At 41.9% G+C, this 22,331-nt stretch carries 17 protein-coding genes and 2 tRNA genes; 4 read left to right on the forward strand and 15 right to left on the reverse strand.

Features of this window, described 5'->3' with window-relative positions; all coding sequences use genetic code 11:
* Positions 1 to 36: 36 nt before the first annotated feature.
* Both MJX77_RS04620 and guaA read right to left on the reverse strand, forming a co-directional pair.
* Positions 37 to 552: a PadR family transcriptional regulator gene (locus MJX77_RS04620; RefSeq protein ID WP_252060642.1), complete on the reverse strand. Its 516-nt coding sequence runs from the start codon at positions 550 to 552 to the stop codon at positions 37 to 39.
* Between the two features lie 188 nt (positions 553 to 740).
* Positions 741 to 2,309, reverse strand: coding sequence for a glutamine-hydrolyzing GMP synthase (gene guaA, locus MJX77_RS04625; protein WP_004795322.1), 1,569 nt, complete (start codon positions 2,307 to 2,309; stop codon positions 741 to 743).
* A 385-nt stretch (positions 2,310 to 2,694) separates the two neighbouring features.
* Here guaA and MJX77_RS04630 point away from each other — a divergent pair, with 385 nt between their 5' ends.
* Complete coding sequence (locus MJX77_RS04630) at positions 2,695 to 3,912, forward strand: DUF445 domain-containing protein (protein WP_252061309.1); 1,218 nt, start codon at positions 2,695 to 2,697, stop codon at positions 3,910 to 3,912.
* A 65-nt stretch (positions 3,913 to 3,977) separates the two neighbouring features.
* On the opposite strand, the gene MJX77_RS04635 is transcribed toward MJX77_RS04630, so the two are convergent.
* On the reverse strand, positions 3,978 to 4,415 hold the full coding sequence (locus MJX77_RS04635; protein ID WP_004795325.1) for a DoxX family protein: 438 nt from the start codon (positions 4,413 to 4,415) through the stop codon (positions 3,978 to 3,980).
* Positions 4,416 to 4,609: 194 nt separating this feature from the next.
* Between MJX77_RS04635 and MJX77_RS04640 the strand changes: the two genes are divergently transcribed.
* A complete protein-coding gene (locus MJX77_RS04640; protein WP_151828150.1) occupies positions 4,610 to 5,257 on the forward strand; it encodes a DedA family protein in 648 nt (215 codons plus the stop codon).
* Here MJX77_RS04640 and MJX77_RS04645 read toward each other — a convergent pair whose 3' ends face one another.
* The 5 genes from MJX77_RS04645 to MJX77_RS04665 all read right to left on the reverse strand — a co-directional run bounded on the left by MJX77_RS04645 (position 5,258) and on the right by MJX77_RS04665 (position 8,091).
* Entirely contained in the window at positions 5,258 to 5,848 is a 591-nt protein-coding gene (locus MJX77_RS04645; RefSeq protein WP_004795327.1) for a LysE family translocator, read from the reverse strand.
* Between the two features lie 214 nt (positions 5,849 to 6,062).
* On the reverse strand, positions 6,063 to 6,449 hold the full coding sequence (locus tag MJX77_RS04650) for a hypothetical protein (RefSeq protein ID WP_252061310.1): 387 nt from the start codon (positions 6,447 to 6,449) through the stop codon (positions 6,063 to 6,065).
* Between the two features lie 10 nt (positions 6,450 to 6,459).
* The gene (locus MJX77_RS04655; RefSeq protein WP_252060643.1) at positions 6,460 to 7,302 is read right to left on the reverse strand and encodes a ParA family protein; all 843 of its coding nucleotides are present in this window, start codon (positions 7,300 to 7,302) and stop codon (positions 6,460 to 6,462) included.
* A gap of 76 nt (positions 7,303 to 7,378) precedes the next feature.
* Complete coding sequence (locus tag MJX77_RS04660) at positions 7,379 to 7,771, reverse strand: SirB2 family protein (RefSeq protein ID WP_252060644.1); 393 nt, start codon at positions 7,769 to 7,771, stop codon at positions 7,379 to 7,381.
* Positions 7,772 to 7,782: 11 nt separating this feature from the next.
* Positions 7,783 to 8,091 (reverse strand): BolA family protein, encoded by a 309-nt coding sequence (locus MJX77_RS04665; protein WP_000051228.1) that lies wholly within the window; start codon positions 8,089 to 8,091, stop codon positions 7,783 to 7,785.
* Positions 8,092 to 8,320: 229 nt separating this feature from the next.
* Here MJX77_RS04665 and MJX77_RS04670 point away from each other — a divergent pair.
* Positions 8,321 to 8,396 (forward strand) — tRNA-Gly (locus tag MJX77_RS04670).
* A gap of 45 nt (positions 8,397 to 8,441) precedes the next feature.
* Positions 8,442 to 8,517 (forward strand) — tRNA-Gly (locus MJX77_RS04675).
* A 172-nt stretch (positions 8,518 to 8,689) separates the two neighbouring features.
* On the opposite strand, the gene MJX77_RS04680 is transcribed toward MJX77_RS04675, so the two are convergent.
* From MJX77_RS04680 to MJX77_RS04710, 7 genes are read right to left on the reverse strand one after another with little or no spacing between them, the layout of a single operon-like run.
* On the reverse strand, positions 8,690 to 9,451 hold the full coding sequence (locus tag MJX77_RS04680) for a 4'-phosphopantetheinyl transferase family protein (protein WP_252060645.1): 762 nt from the start codon (positions 9,449 to 9,451) through the stop codon (positions 8,690 to 8,692).
* A complete protein-coding gene (locus tag MJX77_RS04685) occupies positions 9,451 to 11,304 on the reverse strand; it encodes an alpha/beta fold hydrolase (protein WP_252060646.1) in 1,854 nt (617 codons plus the stop codon). Before MJX77_RS04685 ends, MJX77_RS04680 begins: the two co-directional genes overlap by 1 nt.
* 54 nt (positions 11,305 to 11,358) lie before the next feature.
* Positions 11,359 to 12,633 (reverse strand): DUF1302 family protein, encoded by a 1,275-nt coding sequence (locus MJX77_RS04690; protein WP_252060647.1) that lies wholly within the window; start codon positions 12,631 to 12,633, stop codon positions 11,359 to 11,361.
* The gene (locus tag MJX77_RS04695; protein ID WP_252060648.1) at positions 12,630 to 16,283 is read right to left on the reverse strand and encodes an outer membrane lipoprotein-sorting protein; all 3,654 of its coding nucleotides are present in this window, start codon (positions 16,281 to 16,283) and stop codon (positions 12,630 to 12,632) included. Before MJX77_RS04695 ends, MJX77_RS04690 begins: the two co-directional genes overlap by 4 nt.
* Positions 16,284 to 16,307: 24 nt before the next feature.
* On the reverse strand, positions 16,308 to 20,267 hold the full coding sequence (locus MJX77_RS04700) for a non-ribosomal peptide synthetase (RefSeq protein ID WP_252060649.1): 3,960 nt from the start codon (positions 20,265 to 20,267) through the stop codon (positions 16,308 to 16,310).
* Positions 20,264 to 20,524 carry an acyl carrier protein gene (locus MJX77_RS04705; protein ID WP_004795344.1) on the reverse strand — a complete coding sequence of 87 codons (261 nt, stop codon included), beginning with the start codon at positions 20,522 to 20,524 and terminating at the stop codon, positions 20,264 to 20,266. The genes MJX77_RS04700 and MJX77_RS04705 overlap by 4 nt, the downstream gene beginning before the upstream one ends.
* On the reverse strand, positions 20,521 to 22,296 hold the full coding sequence (locus MJX77_RS04710) for an acyl-CoA dehydrogenase family protein (protein WP_252061311.1): 1,776 nt from the start codon (positions 22,294 to 22,296) through the stop codon (positions 20,521 to 20,523). Before MJX77_RS04710 ends, MJX77_RS04705 begins: the two co-directional genes overlap by 4 nt.
* Positions 22,297 to 22,331: the final 35 nt, after the last annotated feature.

Consider the following 22,331-nt stretch of genomic DNA (forward strand, 5'->3'; position numbering starts at 1 on the left):
ATGACTTTGAATAATTTCAACCTGTTTAAGGTCGACTTATAGGCGCCCAATTGCAACCGCAGCTTGATCAATTTTTTCGGCAATTTGATAAATCTGCTCTTGCTGTAAACCTGCTGAGTTCAACTTCAAACGTAAGGCAGTCTTTAAGTTTTCCATTGCACGATGAATTTCGATTAATTCATCATTACTGTGAATTTCACGTCTAAGGCGTAATTTTTCTAATAGCTCATTCAACTTATCTTGTTGTTCAGTTAAGTAAGCCTCTCCGACTTCTGTGATTCGATATTGTTTACGCTCTACGTCTAACAAATTAATTAAGTTCATTTCTTCAAGACCGGTTAGCGTTGGATAAATTGTTCCTGCACTTGGCGTATAGCCATCACCCACCAAATCACTTATTTCTTTAATGATTTCATAGCCATGCTTTGGGCTTTGCTGAATGAGGTGAAGTACTAAAAGTTTCATGCGTCCAGCTTCAAAAAGTCTTCCACGGCGCCCCGAACGGTGATGCTCATTGTGTTCAGCATGATGATGTTCTGATTGTTGTTTCATCTTTTAAAACCTAAAAACGATCAATTTATAATTATTAAGATATATCTTAATATATCTTTTATCAAGCATAAGGAATAAGAATAGATTTATCATTTTGATAATTATTAAAATTAATTTTAAGCGCGAAAAATTAAGTAATAAAAAAGGACGCTAACGCGTCCTTTTCCTTACCAACAAACAGAGGAAAATTATTCCCACTCAATCGTTGCTGGTGGTTTAGATGACACGTCATATACAACACGTGATACATCTTTAATTTCATTCATAATACGCGTTGAGATTTTATCAACTAGTTCGTATGGTAAATGTGCAAAACGAGCTGTCATAAAGTCAACTGTTTCAACTGCACGAAGTGCGATTACCCATGCATAACGACGACCATCACCTACTACACCAACTGACTTAACAGGTTGGAATACGGCAAATGCTTGAGCTGTTTTGTCATACCAGCCGCTGTCGCGAAGCTCTTGCATAAAGATGTCATCAGCAAGACGAAGAATATCTGCATATTCTTTTTTCACTTCACCCAAAATACGAACACCTAAACCAGGGCCCGGGAATGGATGACGGTAAATCATGCTGTGTGGTAAGCCAAGTGTCGTACCTAATTTACGAACTTCATCTTTAAACAAGTCACGTAAAGGTTCAACTAACTCAAACTCCAAATCGTCTGGTAAGCCACCCACGTTGTGGTGAGATTTAATAACGTGTGCTTTACCTTGTTTACTTGCAGCAGATTCGATTACGTCTGGGTAAATCGTACCTTGTGCTAAGAATTTCACGCCATCAAGTTTACGTGCTTCTTCAGCAAAAACTTCAATAAACTCACGACCAATAATTTTACGTTTTTTCTCTGGATCAACTTCACCAGCCAATGCAGTTAAGAAACGTTGTTCAGCATCTGCACGAATAACACGGATACCCATGTTTTCAGCAAACATTTGCATTACTTGGTCACCTTCGTTTAAACGAAGTAAACCGTTATCAACGAATACGCATGTTAACTGGTCGCCAATTGCTTTGTGTAAAAGCGCAGCAACTACAGATGAGTCAACACCACCAGAAAGACCTAAAAGAACTTTTTCATCACCGATCTGTTCACGTAGTTGTTCTACACGTAAGTCGATGATGTGTTCAGGTGTCCAAAGGCCACCACATCCACAAATTTTATGAACAAAATTTGCAAGTAATTCTTCACCTTTTGCCGTGTGCGTTACTTCTGGGTGGAATTGCACACCATAGAAACGGCGTGTTTCATCACTTACAGCAGCAACAGGACAACTTGGTGTGCTTGCAGTAATGCTAAAACCTTCTGGAATCTGGCTCACTTTGTCGCCATGGCTCATCCAGACATGAAGTTGGTCTTCACGATCTTGTAAGTTGCCAATCAGTTGGTCACGTTTAACGATATCAACTTCAGCATAACCAAACTCATGTACAGTACCCGGCTCAACTTTACCGCCTAACTGTTCAGACATGGTTTGCAAGCCATAGCAAATACCCAATACTGGAACACCCAACTCAAACACTACTTGTGGTGCACGTGGGCTGCCTTCTTCATGCACACTCTCAGGTCCACCTGACAAAATAATGCCATTTGGCTTAAAAGCGCGAACGTCTTCTTCAGACATATCAAAAGCATACATTTCAGAGTAAACACCGGCTTCACGTACACGACGTGCAATGAGCTGGCTATATTGAGAGCCGAAATCCAGAATCAGGATACGATCTTCAGTAATTTGAGTATTGGTAGTCATGACAAACCACTAAATGGCAAAAGAATTAAGCGCGCCATTTTAACATTTTTCACGCTTCGGCGCACCGCAAATCATCATATATCTTATTTTTTTCATTTCTGAATCATTTCTATCGTTGAATTCTTTGACATAAATTAATATTTACTTATATTTATCAAACATCTGGATTAGTCTTAAAAACTTCATACGTATTGATAAATTCATCACATTCTATGCAACATCACCATGAATTTGATGTTAAGATGACCCGATAAAACAGGCATTACCATGGAAAGGTAAATACCATAAGCGATATTTGTCTGTGCTTAAACAATTATCCATTTTTATGGCTTGTTGCCCCCTATCAAAATCAATAGAAATCTAAGGAACAACAATGCTTCAAACTATGATTGCAGATTTCCAGCAACATTTTTGGTTGTATATCTCTATTCCTTTTATGAGTGGTTTAATTGGCTACATCACCAAGGTAATCGCCATTCAGATGATGTTTTCGCCACTTGAGTTTAAAGGCATTAAACCATTTCTAGGTTGGCAAGGTATCGTGCCACGCAAAGCCGAGAAAATGGCAACAATTGCTGTTGAGCTCATGACAGCCAAACTCATTAAACCTGAAGAAATTTTTGCACGCCTAGATCCTAAACGTATTGCCAAAGAAATAGAAAAACCACTACTTGCCGCAGCTGAAGATATTACCCGTGATGTTGCGCAAGAATATCAGCCGGGATTATGGGAAGGCATGCCAGAGTTTGCGCGTCAAAGACTCATTCGTCGTGTGCAATCAAAAGCACCTGAGATTGTTGAACACATCATGAGTGAAGTACAACGTGATGTGAACCGATATTTTGATATTAAACATCTTGTTATTAGCAACTTGCTTAAAGACAAACGCCTACTCAACAATATTTTTAAACGAGTGGGCAAACAAGAATTTAAATTTTTTAGTAATGTCGGATTTGTATTTGGCTTCGGTATTGGTGTGATTCAGATGCTGTGCTGGATTGTCACTCAAGGAAAATACCCTTGGATGCTGCCAATGTTTGGTGGCTTTGTGGGTTTTTTCAGTGACTGGATTGCATTACAAATGATGTTTAGACCACTTTATCCTAAGAAAATATTGGGCTATACATGGCAAGGTTTGTTTATTAAACGTCAAAATGAAGTTGCCGCCGACTACGCAGCGTTAATTTCCAAACAGCTTTTAACTTCTCGCCACATGATGGAAGAATTATTTTCTGGTACACATTCTGCACGTGTTATTGATCTGGTTAACCGTCATGTCAAACAAGAAATTGATATGCAAGCAGGTGTAATTCGTCCACTTGTTGTTTACGCAATTGGCGGAGAAAAATATCAAGATATGAAATCGCAAGTTGCTGAACGTATTATGCAACGGCTTCCAGAGACGATGAAATACGTAGAATCTTATGCAGAAGATGCTATGAATATTCGCAGTACTTTAATTGAACGTATGCAAAAATTAACACCATCTGAATTTGAAGGTATGTTGCGCCCTGCGTTTAAAGAAGATGAGTGGGCACTCATTGCAGTAGGTGCAGTACTTGGTTTTGTTGTTGGGGAATTACAAATCCAGTTCATGCTTTAATTTTACGTCCCTAGAAATAAAAAAAACCGGATGAGTTGATCATCCGGTTTTTTTTGTCTTGAATATTATTTCTCGATTGCATGATCCAAACTAATACGTCCAGCGCCATGAAGCATCAGGAAGAATAAACCACCTGCCATTGCAAGGTTTTTCATGAAATGGATGCCATTGTTATATTGCGCCGCTGCATCAGCACCACCTTGGTGGAATAAAAATGCAGTAAGAATACTAAAGATTCCAAGTCCAAAAGCCGCAAAGCGTGCTTGGAAACCAAATAACAAGGCTAAACCACCACCAAACTCAACCAAGATCACTAAAGGAAGAATTCCTGCTGGAACCCCCATTGCTTCCATATATCCAGCAGTTGCTGCATAACCGGTAATTTTCCCCCAACCTGCAACAAGGAAGATATAGGCGATAAGAAGACGCGCAATAAGGCTAATGAAACTATCTGCGCCTGATTGCGTTACGATATTTTTGACCACTACATTTGGATTAAACATATTGCCACCTTTATTTAAATGCTTATTTATTGATGAGCTCATTCTAGGTTTGGGACATTGATAATTAAATACTCAAAATCCATATATATCGTTGCATAAACGAGATGATCAATTTGTATTTTTTTGATGCTTTATACTGACTTTCTATAGGCTCACTGCTAGGATTTGAACACGGTTTACCACTTGCTCTCATCATGGAACTTATTGATTTTATTCTACACGTTGATCAACATCTCGCCGAATTTATTATAAATTACGGAACGTGGATTTATGGCATTCTATTTTTAATTATTTTTGTTGAAACCGGTTTAGTGGTTATGCCGTTCTTGCCGGGAGATAGTTTGCTATTTGCAGCTGGTGCTTTAGCAGCATCTACAGGTGCGATGGATCCATGGGTACTGGGCACTCTACTCTTCATTGCTGCCGTTTTAGGTGACACGGTAAACTACCATATTGGACGTTTTATCGGTCCACGTGTGTTTGAAATGAATTCCCGATTCATTAATAAACAGCACTTAGTTAAAACTCAAGAATTCTTTGCTCGCCATGGCGGCAAGACGATTATTTTTGCCCGCTTCGTTCCATTTGCCCGCACTTTTGCACCTTTTGTTGCTGGGGCTGGTAGCATGAACTATAAGTTTTTCCTAACTTATAACCTGATTGGAGCATTGTGTTGGGTCGCTTCTTTTGTAACTTTAGGCTATTTATTTGGAAATATGCCAATCGTTAAAGATAACTTTACCCATCTTATTTTCGGCATCATTATTATTAGTGTTTTACCAGGCATCATCGGATTTATACGTGAAAAACTCAAAAACCGAAAAGCCAATGTTCAAGACTAATTAGAAGAAACGGAATACCACCGGAAGCATACATAAAATGAGCAACATGGCCGATCCTTTATATAAATGATCGGCTTTTATTTTTTTGATTGGACCCGCTAACAACGCTCGTCCAAAAAGCATCCAGAAACTTGCTGCCGGAATCAGGATTAATGTAAAAACACCAAATACGATAAGAAAATTTTCAGGCGAATTCCATGCTTCAGCAGGAAAGATACCCGCTGCAAACAACAAAGCTTTAGGATTCTTTAAGGTTGATAAGAATAATTGACGTGGTCGAATATTGCGATGACTTTGACTGAACTGTTGTAAATGGGTGTTCTTCCATAAGTGAAAAGCAAGCCAGAATACATAAAGTACACTCGTAATATGCAAAATAAGTAGTAGTGCTGGCCAAATTGGAGCAGCTAAATGAATAAAGACAGCCCAAAAGCTAATACCGTAGGCATAGCCTAACCATTCCATTGGGATAAGCCAGAATGCTTTAGATAAACCTTGAGAATGAGCAGCGGTTGCAAGTAAAGCATTTGTCGGCCCCGGAATGAGCAAAACAGCCAACATTGCCAATACAAAAAACCAACTCTCAATCATAAAATTTCCACAACATCCAAGATGGGGCCACCTTAAACGAAATAGGCAAAATATAGCAAGTTTGTAAGGGCTTTTGATTATAGAAAATACAGAATTTATTAAGCTTTAAAATTTAAAATGTATTGATTTATATTAATTTTATTATGAAACATTTTGCTAAACTTTATTCATCACAATATGCCTTAATTAGCATATTGTGATGCAAAATCGACTATTAATTCGTCTTTTTTCGAATAATAATCGGGCAATTTTTAAACTGAGCAGCCTGAACTATTGCTTCTTGCTGACCTAAAACACGTGAAAGTTCGGTATTTTTCGTTGAGGAAGATTGTCCCATATTTACAGAGATAGATGGACCGAATCCCCAACCGCCTCGTCCCCAACCACCGCCGAGTCCAAGTCCAACACCCATACCGGTACTTTTCGGAGTTTGTACGCCATTATCGATATATTGTTGGATACGGTTATATTCACTTTGTAGCTGCTGACAGCCCAAAGATTGATATTGAGTCGGAGACACGTAAGTCGGTTTTACCGTCGTAGCACAAGCGCCGAGTAATAAAGTGGCTGCCACCAAAGGCGCAATATATAAGCCTTTCATCATTTTTCTCTTATCGTTTTGGCTCAATTTCACCAAACAATGTCTCATAAGCTTGAGTCAATTTATGTTCTGGTGCCAAATGAGCCAAAGGTAAATTTTTCTGATGCGATTCTTTCATTAAAACCGAAGGCGGTAACATACTATTAAGTACAGGCAACCCTTCATCTTTCAACTGCTGAACCACTTCCCGAGGTAATTTTGCTTGAGCTTGAAATTGGTTGACGACAATTCCTTCAATTTCCAAGCGATCATTATGATCATCTTGCGTTTCGAGAACATTTTCAATCAATGTTTGTAACGCGCGCTTTGAAAAGACATCACAATCGAAGGGAATTAAGACTTTATCTGCTGCTATGAGTGCCGATAAAGTAAAAAAGTTAAATGCAGGTGGTGTATCTATATAGATCCGATCATATCGTCCAATTAAGTTTTGAATTGAATCACGTAGTTTATAAATTTTATGTTTACTTTCAAGAGTATGTTCAAGAGCACCAAGTGTCGGGCTAGCAGGAAGCACATCTAATTTTGTAAAGGGAGTTGAGTGTACAAAGCTATCAATATCTTTATTTCGTGGGGCTTTTAAAATCGAACCTAATGCATTACCGATTAAACCCTTTTGTTGATTGTTCCCCAACACATCATCAAAGAAATTTTCAATATTTGGTTCTAAAATTGATTTTTCAGCAGAATAGGTTGCGTCATCCCCTAAAAGGTACTGACTAGAGTTGGCTTGAGGATCAAGATCAATGACCAATGTCCTTAAGCCATGTTTGGCACTAATTGCGGCCAAATTTACAGTAATACTTGATTTCCCTACACCGCCTTTTTGGTTAAACACCACACGAGTTAACATGTTTCCCTCTGCATATTTTTTTACTGTACGCAGTTTAACCTAGAGCTTAAGCAAAAAGGCAAAGAATGTAGAACAATTAAGCAAAAACAGGTTTCACAATCACTAAAATAATAATAGCAATAAATGCAATCGCACTAATGATTAAACCCGCCCCACGTTGCGCCAATAAAAGAGTGTCATCTTTTTTAAAGGCTTTCGCCAGAGAAGATAACAAGACTAAAAATAGAATAATTTTAGCGTAAAACCATGGCTGTACCTGAAAGTCTTTCATGACTAATAAAATTGCGCCCGTAATAAAAACTACGGTAAACGACAAATGTTGTAAGGCAACTAATATTTTACGTCCCGCGGGGTTTGGTTGCTCTCCTTGCACGCCTACAAACAGAGTTGAAGCGCGTAAGACAAAAACCATAAGTGCGGCAGCCACCGCAGTCATATGAATAATTTTAGTGAGTAAATGTGCATCCATGAAATTAGCCCTTAGCTTTTAGGTGCATGTGCACATTCTGGACTAGCAGGCGCCTGACCTTGCCACTCACTTGGTAAATAGGCATGAATTGCTAAAGCGTGAATTTGACCTGGATTCATTAAGTCTGAAGCTAAGGCATAAACTTTTTGATGACGTTGAACTAAACGTAATCCGTTAAATTCTTCACTCACTACAATCACTTTAAAATGTGACTCTTTACCTGGGAAATAACCACCATGTCCAGCCGACTCATTAATAACTTCCAAATGGCTAGGTGCAAGGGTTTGTAACCGTTCAATCAATTGTTGTTCAAGGCTCATAGCTTTTCCTTTACGATTATTCGTATATTTGAACCTAGTATACCCTGTCTACACACAAACAAAAGTTGCTCTTGTATGCTTTGACCCCAAACAAAATGTCTATTTATTCGGCAACTTAACGATAAAAATACATCTAATTGCTCATTTCTGTTTTTATTTTATGCAATCAGCATATTTATTTGCATAAAGTTGTTGACCCATGTTTCGCTTAATGTATTATAAGCGGCACGCGGGAATAGCTCAGTTGGTAGAGCATAACCTTGCCAAGGTTGGGGTCGCGAGTTCGAGTCTCGTTTCCCGCTCCAAATTGGTTTTTTTTGAGAAAGTTTTCGTAAAAACTGCTTATATATGCGGGAATAGCTCAGTTGGTAGAGCATAACCTTGCCAAGGTTGGGGTCGCGAGTTCGAGTCTCGTTTCCCGCTCCAAATTTAAAAGGCCCTAGTCGAAAGACTGGGGCTTTTTTCTTTTTATTGATTCATAATTTTTACAGTCTATCTATTCACAACATACTTTATTGTGAATAGCATGGCCCAGCTCAAAGCCAAATATTTCATTACTAGATTTACTTTTTTAAATCATCAGTTATAACGGTTCAATCTAGCTATATGTACAAGGCGTTGGAGTTATTCGATGCCTAGATATAAAGGGTAATAATTGAAAGCAGTCTAAACTAAATCTTTCTAGGCTAAAACTTTGTTGTAAACATATAGAAAAGATGAAGTTAGAATCGTATATATAGCTTTCAAAATAATACTCTTCTGTCTTTTGAGCATCATTGGTTGAGTCGAGAAATTGTATATGCTCAGGCAACACATGAAAGTTGAGCTTCTTTAAATGACGGCTCATTCCTTCGCCAGTATATTTGATATAAGCCTCTTTTAAGGTCCATATTTGAAAAAACCGCTGGTATACACTGAATGGATCAGTGAGTTCATTCTCTTTAATCCATTCAATTTCAATCGGTGCTAACACACTATCAACACGCATCCACTCGAACTCACGATCCACTTGTTCAATATCCACTCCTATTTCCCCTTCTTCAGTCACAGCGAGGATAATAACGTCTGCTGAGTGAGTAAGATTAAAATACACAGCCTTGCTACCTTGTACAAAAGGCTTGCCGTTGGGATGTAATTGAATATTAACTTGATGAGGTGAGATGCCTAGCTTATCCGCCAAGACAGTCTTTACTAATACGCGAGAGATCAAGAAAAGGCGAGCCGCCTTAGGATGATATTGATTATATCTCAGCTTCTCTGCCGAACTGAGAAAGCCGAGATAATGACTCAATACCATATGGTCTTGTGGTACCCGTGAAACTGGGCAGACATAAACCTGCACTTGGGCACGATCAGACATTAGGAAGCAGTAGTGCTGTTGTATTTCATCAGAACAGGTGCGAGATAGTCAGAAACCGCATCTACATGTGTAACGTGCGGATTATGGCCTGCGCCAGCGATAATATGTATAGGGATATCTGAGCTTATTGTGGTAACAATTGGATCTTTATCTCCCACAATGATTTCAACTTTAGAACTAAGTTCGTTTAACAAAGCTGTCTGAGTTGTTCGCTGCTGCGGCAAACTAATACGGTGCATATACTCACTAATATGCTTAGCTACCGACACTCGACGTAATGAATCCATCGCATAACCAACAGACGGATTTTGTTGTCCATCTGGATGTAGGTCTTTAGCAATCATATCTTTTGGCACAAAACGGAAAATCAGATTAGATATAGCTTGTATCTGAAACATTTTAGCGGCCTGTGCCTGAACAAAATAAGGCGATATGAGGATAAGACGTGCGACTTTATCTGGATATTTCTTTGCAAGATTCAACGCAAAAAGACATCCTAACGAATGTGCAATAACAACACTATTTGGCGCTAAAAGCTTTGCAGCGGCATCAATAAATTGATGGTTGTTGTCTTCCATCATCTCATAACTGCCTGAACGCCCAAGTCCCGGCAGATCCATCATAGCGACCTGATCGTATGTGATTTTATTGATGATTGGAGACCAGCATGCACTATCAAATGGGATTCCATGTAAAAATAATGCAGATGATGTATCAGAACTAATCGGCTGTTTAGTATAGATTTCTGTCCAATATCGATTCTGATAGCTGAAATGACTTGGTGTTGATACTTGCATACGGCCAAAGCGTGTAAGCACCAAACGATCAATCCAACGAGAAAAATAAGGAGTGACATTGATCAGGTCTGCGATGCCCATTTTCGCTGCCATCGCCTCTGCCCCAGCAACATGATAGTGCTCGGTAGAAATGAAAGAGAGTTGTTCTTTAGAACCATCAAGCAATACCTCAGGTAATTTCTCTAATAGACCTTTGGGTACTTGTAAGTGTGGTGTGCTGACTCCCAAATGCTCGGCAGCTAGGTGAACGAGGCGATGAAATTTCGGCGTCGCAGGATCAAGCAACATATACTCCTGAGCAATAGTCTCAGGATAAGACATCGTTCGAATCAAAAAGCTCACGATATACTGCATATTGCATAGTGGCAGGAATGTGTCACGACCACCAGGCAATGCCAGCAGACGTCCCTGATAGAGCTTATCAATCATGTCAGCAACACCGATATATTGCATATCGCCATAGTTATAAAAACCATCAATGACTGTCGCTGGATTTATTGCAGTCCATGGCACATTTAAACGCTTACAAGCCTCAATAAAAGCTTGATAACCCAAGATTTTTGAAGCTTCATAGCCACCATGTTTGCAATACAACTCATCAGCCGACTCTTGTGGCGGAGTAGCCACACGATATCCACCAATCCAGATAAATCGCTCAAGCTGCTTCAATGTTGCAGCCCATTCAATCAAGGCAAGTCCTGACTTAATATTGGTACGCTCAGCTTCGGCTTTGCTAATGCCCCAATTAAAGGATGCGGCAAGATGATAAATCACATGGATCTTTGCCTGAGCATCCGCTAGCAGAGAGTCCAGCTTAAAATCGCGGCTTAAATCATATTCGACAAACGAAATAGACGGATCGACTAGCCCTTCTGTTGCAATGAAACCTAACAGCTTATCTTTCTTGGTTGCGGCATTACGCAGCGCAGCAATCACCTGATGACCTTCACGCAGAAGATCAACGATCAGTCTGCTACCAATAAAACCTGCTGCACCTGTTACTAATATGGTCTTCCGTGAAAAATTATCTTTTTTTGCGTTATTTAAATTATCCATAAATCACCTTATTAGGGACTGGGCACTCCCAGCATTGTTTTGGAGCGAATTATCTTAAAAATTATATCGAACCTGGGCATACACCAGACTGTTATCTCTAAATTGTCCTAACACCGTATCATTTCTACCCCAGAAGCGATCTCCACCTACATTCAATTGCCAGTGATCATCAAGGCTGTAATTAATACGTACTCTCAACAATTCATTAGGCTCTGGTGCAAAGTAGAATCCTGTTACTTCTAATTTCAGATTATCATTCAGTAAGTTAAGTGCATAGCGCAGCATAGCTCCATACTGGTTCTGCTGATATTGGTCACTGATTGTTTGCTGATAACGGTAGACTGCGCTCAATACTGGATTTGTTAGGCTATCGGCAGATCTAAAGTCCTCCGTATGTTTGTATACGCCGACCAAACTCAGCGTGGAATTCTTCAATGCTAATTCTGGCCCCATGACCACGGTCAGATTATTTTTTTTGTGCGTAAGATCTTCACTACCATTCGAGTCAGTATGGGTATATGCCGCTTCACCGCGCCATACGATATCGTTGTGGTTATAACTGAAATCAAATCCATAGACAGACATAGGATTATTTTTCAGCTGCAATGTTGCCTCCCCTGTTGGAGATGCAGAAAGAATTGACAGATCGGGCATGTGATCCAAACCTGAGAAATACGATGCCCCAACATCTAGACCATCTACAGAATAATCCCAGCGCATTGCAAATGCAGGTCGGCTCTTCTTATCTATTTCATACTGGACACCAGAAAACTGGCGCAATGGAATCACATCTGAACGACTACGCGGATACCACAATGCTGTCCATTTATTGGTTCCTGATTCAGGAATATATGTCAATTTGATTGCATCATTTCCAAGACGTTGATCTGTCTCATCTGGTACTAGGCGCGTATAGTCACGGGGTGATAGATTATCTGTTGGGTTAATCCCATCAGCTCTCCCCCAGACTACAATCTGGCGACCAACATCGACATAGACTGTCTGATCCCAGTTATAAGAGGCATACAACTCACGTAAATTGCGATTTACCTTACTCACCTGATCTGGGTTTACAGTATGGTCCGTTTCGTCTCCAATATTTATGTCGTAATGGATCTTAAACTCTGGATTAAACTTGAGCGTACCATTGGACCAGAAGCTTGCTTGTCCAATGTTTTTTAACGAACTTAAATCACGATCTGATGACCACACATCGAGTCTGGCTGAGTTCTGGCTTACAAAACTAATTTCGCTGTCATCTGCATGAGCATGCTGCAGTAGCATAAAGCTACTGCAGCATGCAAATACCCAATAGGCACCTTGCGTCATTTTTCAAGACTCTGCGGTGAGAAAAGCTTATCGGATAAGGTTTTCTCTGCGACAAAATCATTAACGATCACTTGTGTCATATGCTGAGTTTGCAGATTTTTCGCCATAGATTTCATGGCCTGCCATCTTGGTTTCACTTTGCCGTAAGGACGGATATCGGTGAACTCAATATGCTTTAACGGTTTACCTGCAGTATCCCAAATATCGATAGTTGCTGTAACAAAGTTGTCTTTGAGGATGCACATGCGACGTTTGCTATAACCAAAGTCACTCTTCACAGTATTATTGATTGGCGTTGCTTCAATCGTATAGCAATCTTTGCCATTAAATTTGCCATCTGCCAGTTTAGTGTACTTCCAGTCACTTAGCTTATAGCCAAGTACATCACCATAACTAAAGTCCGTACCAATAAAAGCATCACCCTTATTCGCTGATGCCAAACGACGTACTTTTTTCAATGCAGGTAAATAGACAAACATGCTATCACTGCCTTTTGCATTCTCAATCAACAGCGTCGTGGTTCCCTGTACATCTGCTGGTGAGATGAATTCAGTCAAACGCATATTGTTTTGAGTATTTCCAGCAAGCTTAGTCATATTTTTAGTCAAACGTACGCGTTGCTCGCCGCTTTTAGATGTCAGCACAAATTTAGCACTAGCACTTGAAGACAAGAACTTAGAGGCATCATCACTACGGCTAACAATGTCTTGAACCTCATCTGCATGAGATGTTTTAGGCATCGACATTGTGAGCGCCGTACCCAACAAGAGACTTGTCACAACAGTTTGTGCAACGGTAATGTTCTTCTTATTTGAGGGAAAGATAAAACGAGGTTTCAACATTAGAATCATTGTAGGTACCATAATTAAGGTTGCAAATACACTGAAAAGCATCGCAATCACAATAAACATCGCTAGCCATTGATGCACATGGAAGCCTTGCGATAGGGACAATACGCCATACCCACCAGCAACAGCAGTCGCAACAAAAAGCGAAGCCTTACCAGCAGTACTTAAAGTTTTACGAATAGCATCTTTGATATCACTGCCCTCTTCACTCAAGATTTCTCGCAAGCGATAGAGGAAGTAAATGGCGTAATCTGCACCAATACCAACCGCCATGGCTGAGATCAGAGAGTTCGGAATATTGAGCGGAATATCGAGCCAGCCCATCACACCAAAGATCGCAAGAATCGAGAATAGAAGTGGTGTCAGGACAATGAGTCCAGCAGAGAACGAACGGAAAACTAGCGCAGAGATAAAGAATACGGCAAATGAAATCTGTAGAATATTCATCAGCTTGCCGTGAACCATCGTTTCAGTTAAAGCAATGGTCTGAGTCACATCACCACCGAAACTCACAACAGCTTTATCACCCAATTGACCCGCCATATATGTTTTTAGCGACTCAAGGATTTCTTTAATACGGTGATTACTACCTGTTTTTAACAGAATCGTGATCTTGGCATAGCGCTGAGTTGTATCAATGTAAGATTCAAAATCAGTCGGCTCACCAGACATTGAATACAACAGCAGATACTGAGCAACCACATCTTTAGTTACTGGAACCTGAAATGCCTGTGGCTGATCGGCATTCATTGCCTGATTCATTCTTTTGATATAGTCCACGATAGAGATGGTTTTACCAACTTCTGGAATTGAATTCGCGAACTTCTCTGTATTATCAATCGCTTTTAGGATTTCTGGGTTTTCGATACCATCACGAACTTTGGTATCGACCATGATGTAGAGACTGTTTGTGCCACCAAGAGACTGATTCAAGAATCTGTCGTCTTGCTGCATTGGTAGATCGCGCGAGAAGAAGTTGCGACTATCGTTATCCACCACAATACGACTCGTGCCGAGAGCAAGAAAAACGCCCAGTACTGCAATCACAGTCATTAGCATCATTCGCGGACGAACTGACAAAATCACATCACCAATGCGTTTTGGAATCCAGTCCCAGATCGGTAAACCTTTGCGTGCAACCTTGGTAACCGAAGGCGGTGGTAACATTGAGCGAAGTACAGGAATAAAAGTCATCTCAATGATCAGCGTACTGATGATCCCGATTCCTGTAAAAATACCGAATGAACGGATGGTCGGAATATTGAAAGTCAACAGAGAGAAGAATCCAGCCGCTGCAATTCCGCCAGCCAGTATCATAACCGGACCAACACGAACCATAGACTGCACCACGGCTTCGCTATTTGCAGCTTTAGGCTCCATCCCTTGGGCAATCAGGCGATCAAAATCTTCATAGTATCGCTTGAGCAACTGCACGGCGTGCCCTGCCGCGATGGCCAGAATCAGAATTGGTGTAGGAGAGTTAAAAATATCCATCGGCTGTTTGAACAGCCCCATCATGCCCATACCCCATGCCACAGACAGCAATGCTGTAACTAATGGCAGGATCAAACCTTGTTTACTGCGGAATGCTTCGAAGTGCAATAATCCAATAACCAACACGGCAATTGGGAACAAGATATTGATACGCTTAGAATAATCTTCGGCTTTATCTAAATAGACTGGATTACCACCAACACTGATGGTCATATCCTTAGACTGTTCAGCGGCTACGATTTTGTTGATCGGGCCCATCATCTTTTGGAAGCCCTCTGGACTTTCCTCAAGCTCAAGCAAAATAGCAGCAGTTTTCTGATCTTTAGATACTACCGAATTCATATAGATTGGATTCAGTACCAGCAGTTTTTTCAGGTGATCGACATCACTCTCGGTCACAGAACTATTCGGCAGTAGTTTCTTGGCATCAAATCCATCCGAATTAGCGGTAATCCCTTTGGCCTGACGTGCAGCCAGACTCATTAGAGTAGATCGAACCACGCCCGGAGCATTATCAACTTCTTCAGTAATACGTTTAACTTTTTCTAACACTTGCGGCTGATAAATATCACCCTGCTTCGGCGTAATACCGATCACGACCATGTACTTGGAGCCGAATTTCTTTTCAATCAGCTTGGTGGAGGTGATATAAGGATGACCTTTGGGGGCAAGCGCATCTGGATCAATAATAATTTTTACGCCAGATGCGAGATATGCCAAGGCAAGCGTTAAAAGCATCACCACAGTCAGTACAATACGGCGATGTCTGAGAATCCAACGCGCGTATTGTTCCATCATCTGATGAGTTTTACGAAGTGGTTTACTATTGGTCTCATGCGTTTGCTTACCATCGTTGCCAACCGACTCATAGGCTTCACCCTTCTGAGCCAATGCCTCAAGATTAGCAACATCTTTTTTAAACTGAGCAAGAACCATCTTTTTTAGCAGTGCTGGGGGCAATACACCAAAAAAGCTGCCTGGCTCTGCCTCAAACACCCATTCAATCCAGGTGCCTTCTGCATGTGGTTTGAAACGGTAAGTTCCAGTGTAGTGAAAGGGTCCTTCCACTACTTTAAACGCATACAATTCATTCGGTACTAGATGTGTAATTTCACCTTTAAAGGACATCTCACGACCAATAAAGCTAAAGCCGATTTCATACTTACTGCCCACACGTGGAGTATTGTCTAGCAGTTCAGAATGCTTACACGACAATTGCCAACCTGCATCATTGGCCGGGTTTGCAAGATAGTTAAAAACCTTGTCAATCTCGGCCGGTATGAGGAAAGCATGTTCTATGGTCACCATAGTGGTTCTACCTTCTTGTATTTCTTATGCGGGAATTGGATACATCTGATCAATTGTCTGGGCAACAGCCACGACATTCTCAGCGTACATAATTGATGAATGATCACCAGGAAGGTCCACCTGTTTAAAGGTGTCTTTAACCAATTGATCCCAACCTAGGCTTTCCCCAAAATCTTCTGGTTCATCTTTGGCCTTCACAAAAAGAATCGGAAACTCTTCAGGCTCTGGGAAATAGGTCTGGAGTGCGATGCCATTCGCCAAATAGGTATCAAAGTAAAGTCGGAAATCTGATGGGTCTGCATCTAGAGGCAGGACATTAATGGCCTTGGCTTCTTTAAGCACATGATCAAACATGTGATCTGGACTCAATTCACGCAAGTATTGCGCTGGGATCGTCAACTTCTTGCCATAAGGCGCAGCCAAATCACGGGCAAACCAAGACAAAAGCATCGCATCATCAGCATCTTCAGGCACATTCTCTGGAATTGGAGCACGGGTATCGATCATGACAATACCTGTGACCTGCTGTCCCATTTGACGCAACTGATGACTGATCTCGTAGGCGATCGCACCGCCAAAGCACCATCCACCAAGGAAATAAGGTCCCTCAGGCTGCATCTTTTGCATTTCAGCAATATAGAGCGTTGCCATATCTTCGATTGCCACTTCCGCAGCATCTGCCTCAATCAGTCCAGGAGACTGAATAGCACGCAAGGTACGTTTCGGATTGAGATGGCGCGAAAGCTCCATATAACAGAAGGTGCTACCACCAATTGGATGGAACAACCACAGTGGTTGCTCGTAAGTTCCACGGCGTAGTTCAATTACAATAGAAGGCTTAATTTCTTTATTTTCACGAATGATCTCACCCAAACTCTCCACAGTGGAATATTGGGCCAACAAAGCAACTGATAGTTCGGTGCCAAATGCTTTTTTAAGGTGATTAACAAGCTTCACAGCAAGTAACGAATGTCCACCCAAGTCAAAGAAGTCATCATGTATACCAACCCGTTTAACCGATAAAATCTGCTCAAAAGTAGTACAGAGTTCAATTTCAATCGGATCACGTGGTGCAACATAATCGTTACTTTGTTCAAACACAGGCTCAGGAAACGCTTTACGATCCAACTTATTGTTGGCCGTCATTGGAAATTCATCCAACGTCATAAACGTATTTGGTACCATGTAAGCTGGTAGATGGATTTGCATCGTCTTTTTCAAACTAGCAATGTCAATCTCATGTCCAGTTAAATAAGCCACCAGTTTCTGGTCGTTGCTGGCTGTACTCTTAACCAATACAACTGCATCGGTGATACCATCGATCTGTTTGATAACATTCTCGATTTCGCCTAGTTCAATACGGAATCCACGAATCTTGACCTGGAAATCTAGACGTCCATGATGAGTCAAACTTCCATCTGTACGCAGACAGACTTTATCTCCGGTACGATAGAGTCGACCAGCATTTGGTAGAGATGGCAAAGTTCTAAATTGAGCATCTGTCAGTTCAGGTCGATGCCAGTAATCAACTGCTAGACCATCACCCCCAATCCAAAGCTCTCCCATGACGCCCGGTGGGACTAAACGTTGCTGTTCATCAAGCACATAAAGTTGGGTGTTCGCCAGTGGTTCGCCTAAATCAATACACTTTGCATCGGTGATACGAGCTGCACTAGACCACACTGTAGTTTCGGTTGGTCCATAGACATTCCAGAGACAGCCGACTTTACCCAGCAGTTTTTCTGCAAGAATAGTATCTAGTGCTTCGCCTCCACAGAGTGCAGTCAACCCTGTATTGCCGCTCCACTCGCTATCTAAGAGCATTTTCCAAGAAGCCGGTGTTGCCTGCAAAACATTGATAGATTTAGTATTTAGATAATCCACCAATTGATTGCCGTCTTGTGGTACCTCACGTGGGCAAACATGCACTACACCGCCGTACATCAGCGGAATCAGCAACTCAAGAATCGAGATATCAAATGCATAAGTGGTGATTGCTAACAACTGAGTCTCAGTCGTTACTTGCAACCTATCATTCATAGATAGTAAGAAATTGATGATTGAAGGATGCCCAATACGCACACCTTTAGGCTTACCTGTCGAGCCTGAGGTGTACATCACATAAGCGGTTTCACCAAAGGCCAGCGTCTCGCGCACTTGCTCCAGTGGCACAACGCCAGCTTGATTGATATCTAAACGCGGCACAGAAACGTTAAGAGCATCCATCAACTCGGTTTGAGTTAAGATGACTTTAGGTTCAGCATCTTCGATGATGTTGTGTAGACGTTCACTTGGGAAATTAGGATCTAGCGGTACATAAGCTGCTCCCGCTGCCCAGATCCCGAGGATTGCTGCTGGCAATAAAGCTGTACGATCTAACATCAGACCTACACGATCGCCACGGGTAACGCCATGCGCACGCAGGTATTCAGCAATACCAGCGATATGTTGACCTAACTCACTATAGCTAACCGCATGATCCTTCGAGGTCAAAGCATGATTGTCACCACGCTCATCAATCTGCTTTAGAATCATTGCCAGTAGATCATGTTGAGGATAATCAGTCGCCTGTCCACTAAGGGTGTCGAACTGGATGCCATCCACATAATCAGGCGCAATATCTAACTCAACGATCTTACGTTCAGGATGAGCCACCATCTCTGATAGTACAGATTGCAGCAGTTGCACCATATTCTCGGCAGACTGTGCAGAAAATAACTCGGAGTTATATTTCAATACACCAACCAATTCGCCTTGATATTCACCGCCCATTTCCAGCGTAAGATCTAATTGACCTTCTTGCTGGCGAACTGGAAAACTTCCTAAGGTCAGGTCTTGGCCGACCAAAGTCGCTGGGGTCTGGATTGGCAAGAGTAGATCTTTAAACTCATCCATGCCACCTAGACGTTCCCAGAACATTCCCACCTGAGCTAATGGGTTAATACTGCCATCACGCTTTGGTGAAACAGCTTCAACTACTCTGGAAAAGGCAACTTTTTGATGCTTGAGACTCTGTCTTAATTGTTCCTGAACCTGCTGTGTAAATTGACGTAAAGTCTGGTCAGCATCAATGTACATGTGAATAGCAATCGTATTGACAAACTGCCCCAGCGCATTGCGCAACGAGCGCTCAAGTCGACCAGCTACAGGTGTAGCAATAACGAGTTCATTTTCATTTGATAGCTTGTGTAGCAGGATATAGAAGCCAGATAGTACGAGTCCAAACAGCGTGATTTCATAATCTTTCGCTAAGTTCACAAGACCAGACGACACTGACTCAGGCACACGGAACACCAGTGAGCTACCTTTGTGTTGCTGCACAGCCGGACGAGGATAATCAAGCGGAATGCTATGTACGTGTGGTGCATGTTGTAACGCATTTTTCCAGAACACTAGACTCTCATCAACATCGTCAATCGCAGTACTCTGCTGCTTATCAGCATACTGTGCGAACTCGATTCCGTTCACTACGTCTGACTCTGTAACTAGTCCAAAACGTTTGCCGACATCACGCAGTAAGAGACCAATCGACCAGAAATCCATGAGGGCATGATGAATCACGACTGCAATCACATAGTGATTTTCACCACGTTCATAACAATGAATACGCCACAGCGGTGGCTGAGTCAGATCAAACGGCTGTTTAGTATCCTGCTCGACCAATTGTGTCAAATCAGATGCCTCAACATGGCGAGCATCAGAGAAGACGATATTAGGATAGATTCGATCCCAGATAAGTTGCTCAATACCCTGATCATTGGCAGGCATACTTACACGTAGCAGCGGATAATCATGCATTACCGCTTCTAGAATCTCCATCGGCTTACTGCCTAATGGTTGGTTGACCTTCACATCAAAGGCCACCACCATATTGTAGGCACTGCAGGTCGACTCAAGGCGCTGGATATACCAGATGCCGAGCTGTTCTGCAGAAATCGCATGACGTGACAGAACTTCTGGTTCTAGTCGTACAAGGTTATTCACGAAGCAACTCCCTGTTGCAACTCAGAAACAAGATATTCAGCCAACGCATTAATTGTCGGGTAATCCCATAGTAATGTCGGTTCAAGCTCTAGTTTTGTCAGATCTTCTAAATCCCCAGACACAGACAAAGCAACGATCGAATCAAGACCGTAACTGGTAAATTTTTGATCTGGATTAATCGTCTCAGGCTCTACGCGCATTTCTTTGGCTACTAGCGTACGAATGATTGCGCTCCAGTAAGCTTTATCTTTATTCATGGGGTAATCTCCTCTTTAACCGGTTTGGCATCACGTGGTGCCAGTGCAAAATCGATGACAGATAACATATGGTTGGTTGAAATTCGGTCTAGCAGATCTGCCAATGTGCTTTCACGTAGTGATGTCATTGGAGGGGATGTCTGCCCTTCAGCGGTATTTAAGAAAATGATGAGCCATGCGCCATCCTGTAAAGCAGGTCTTAAGCCATGACGGTTGAAGACCCAAAAACCCAGCACAGCAATGCGAGCAAATAACTCTGCATAACTACGCGCAAGACTAAAGCGCAACGTTTCAAACTCTTTGCTTTGCTCAGAATTTGAGAAGTAATCCTGAATTTTTTGATCCAAAGAATGCTGTTCAACCAGAAGTTGGTTTGCTTGTTCACGTAGCGTGGTGAGTGTCTCAGCAGACAACCCTGCTGTGACATTGGCATCGTTGAGCATTTCGATGATTGTCCCGAGTGATTCCATCACCAAGTCACCATCGCGGTTGAAAATCTCAAGCTCACGAAAATCAATAGCATCCGTCTTCACCTGTAAGTCATATAACTGGTGATAACGTGCTTTAGCTTCGGCTTGGTCGAGATGGTTTACTTTTTTGCTACGGCCTTTATTGGCAGATTTGAGCTGAAAACTCAGGCTGTCTAGACAGACGGTGCTACTGCCGTCAAACACACTAACAATCAGATGATCTCTGAAAGCTTTCTGGTACATTCCATCCGCATATGCATTTCTTAAGAAAAAACGCGACCCAAGCACTGAGGAGGTGATCTTAGCGAGTGACTCTACATACTCAGGCACCAGTACCTTAATGATCGGTGACCATGTGCTGAACTGATTGATACAAACATGTAACCCACGCGCACCAACGAGTGACAATACCTCAGCCGCCAATAGATAGGCATAGGCTGTAGCCAGTTGCTCACGCACCAGCGGAATGCTTATTACTTTTTTATTATATAACTCACGCTCGATAGCAAACTCAGTCGCGATACGCAGCATCGTATCGCCCGCACCCAAAGAGAAGCTGCTGCAATATGCACGCGTCACCTGTAGCGTCTTGAGCCCAAGCTCTAAGCCCTGACCTTCTTCACCGATCAGAGCATCTTTGTGAATTTCAGCATTGTTAAAGCCAATACCACTGATATCTAACCCACGCATACCCACTGTTGGCAGACGGTTCAGACTATAAGTTCCCTTAGAAACCATATGACGCTTATCAAGCCAGAATGCACTCAGGCTACGTGGTCCACGGTCATCCGACGTTTTAGCAATCAGACTTAAAGAGTCACCTAGAGTAGCGCGATTGATTGACCATTTTTCGCCATTTAAAACGTACTTGCTTTCAGTAGCTTGTGCAGTTACTTCACTAGATAAAAGGTCAGCTCCGTGCGCTTTCTCACTATAAGCCAGCGCTGGCGCAGCACCACTCAAAATTCGACCAGCAATGTTTTGGCATTGGTTCGCATTACCGCCGATCCATACGATCACAGACCAAGCATTCGTGCTATAGGTCGAGTTGATGGTTAGATCACGTCGTGCCAGCACACGATGCAGATATAGCAACTCTTCACCAATTTCCATGCGACCTCCAAGCTCTGAAGGTACATAAAAACGGTTCATGCCCACGGCATTTAGAAAATCAACAGCACGCTGAGGGTATTGTTCCTTCTCATCACGCTCAATGGCAGCGGACCAAGAAAAATCATTATTGGTATCATGTACGGAGCCTAAAATTTGCTCCAGACGAGCAGCAGATTGAAACTGCCGCAAATTAGATGTAAGTGACATGAGTTTTTGCTCAAATG

The organism is Acinetobacter sp. AHP123, from assembly GCF_023757925.1.
Taxonomy (GTDB): domain Bacteria; phylum Pseudomonadota; class Gammaproteobacteria; order Pseudomonadales; family Moraxellaceae; genus Acinetobacter; species Acinetobacter oleivorans.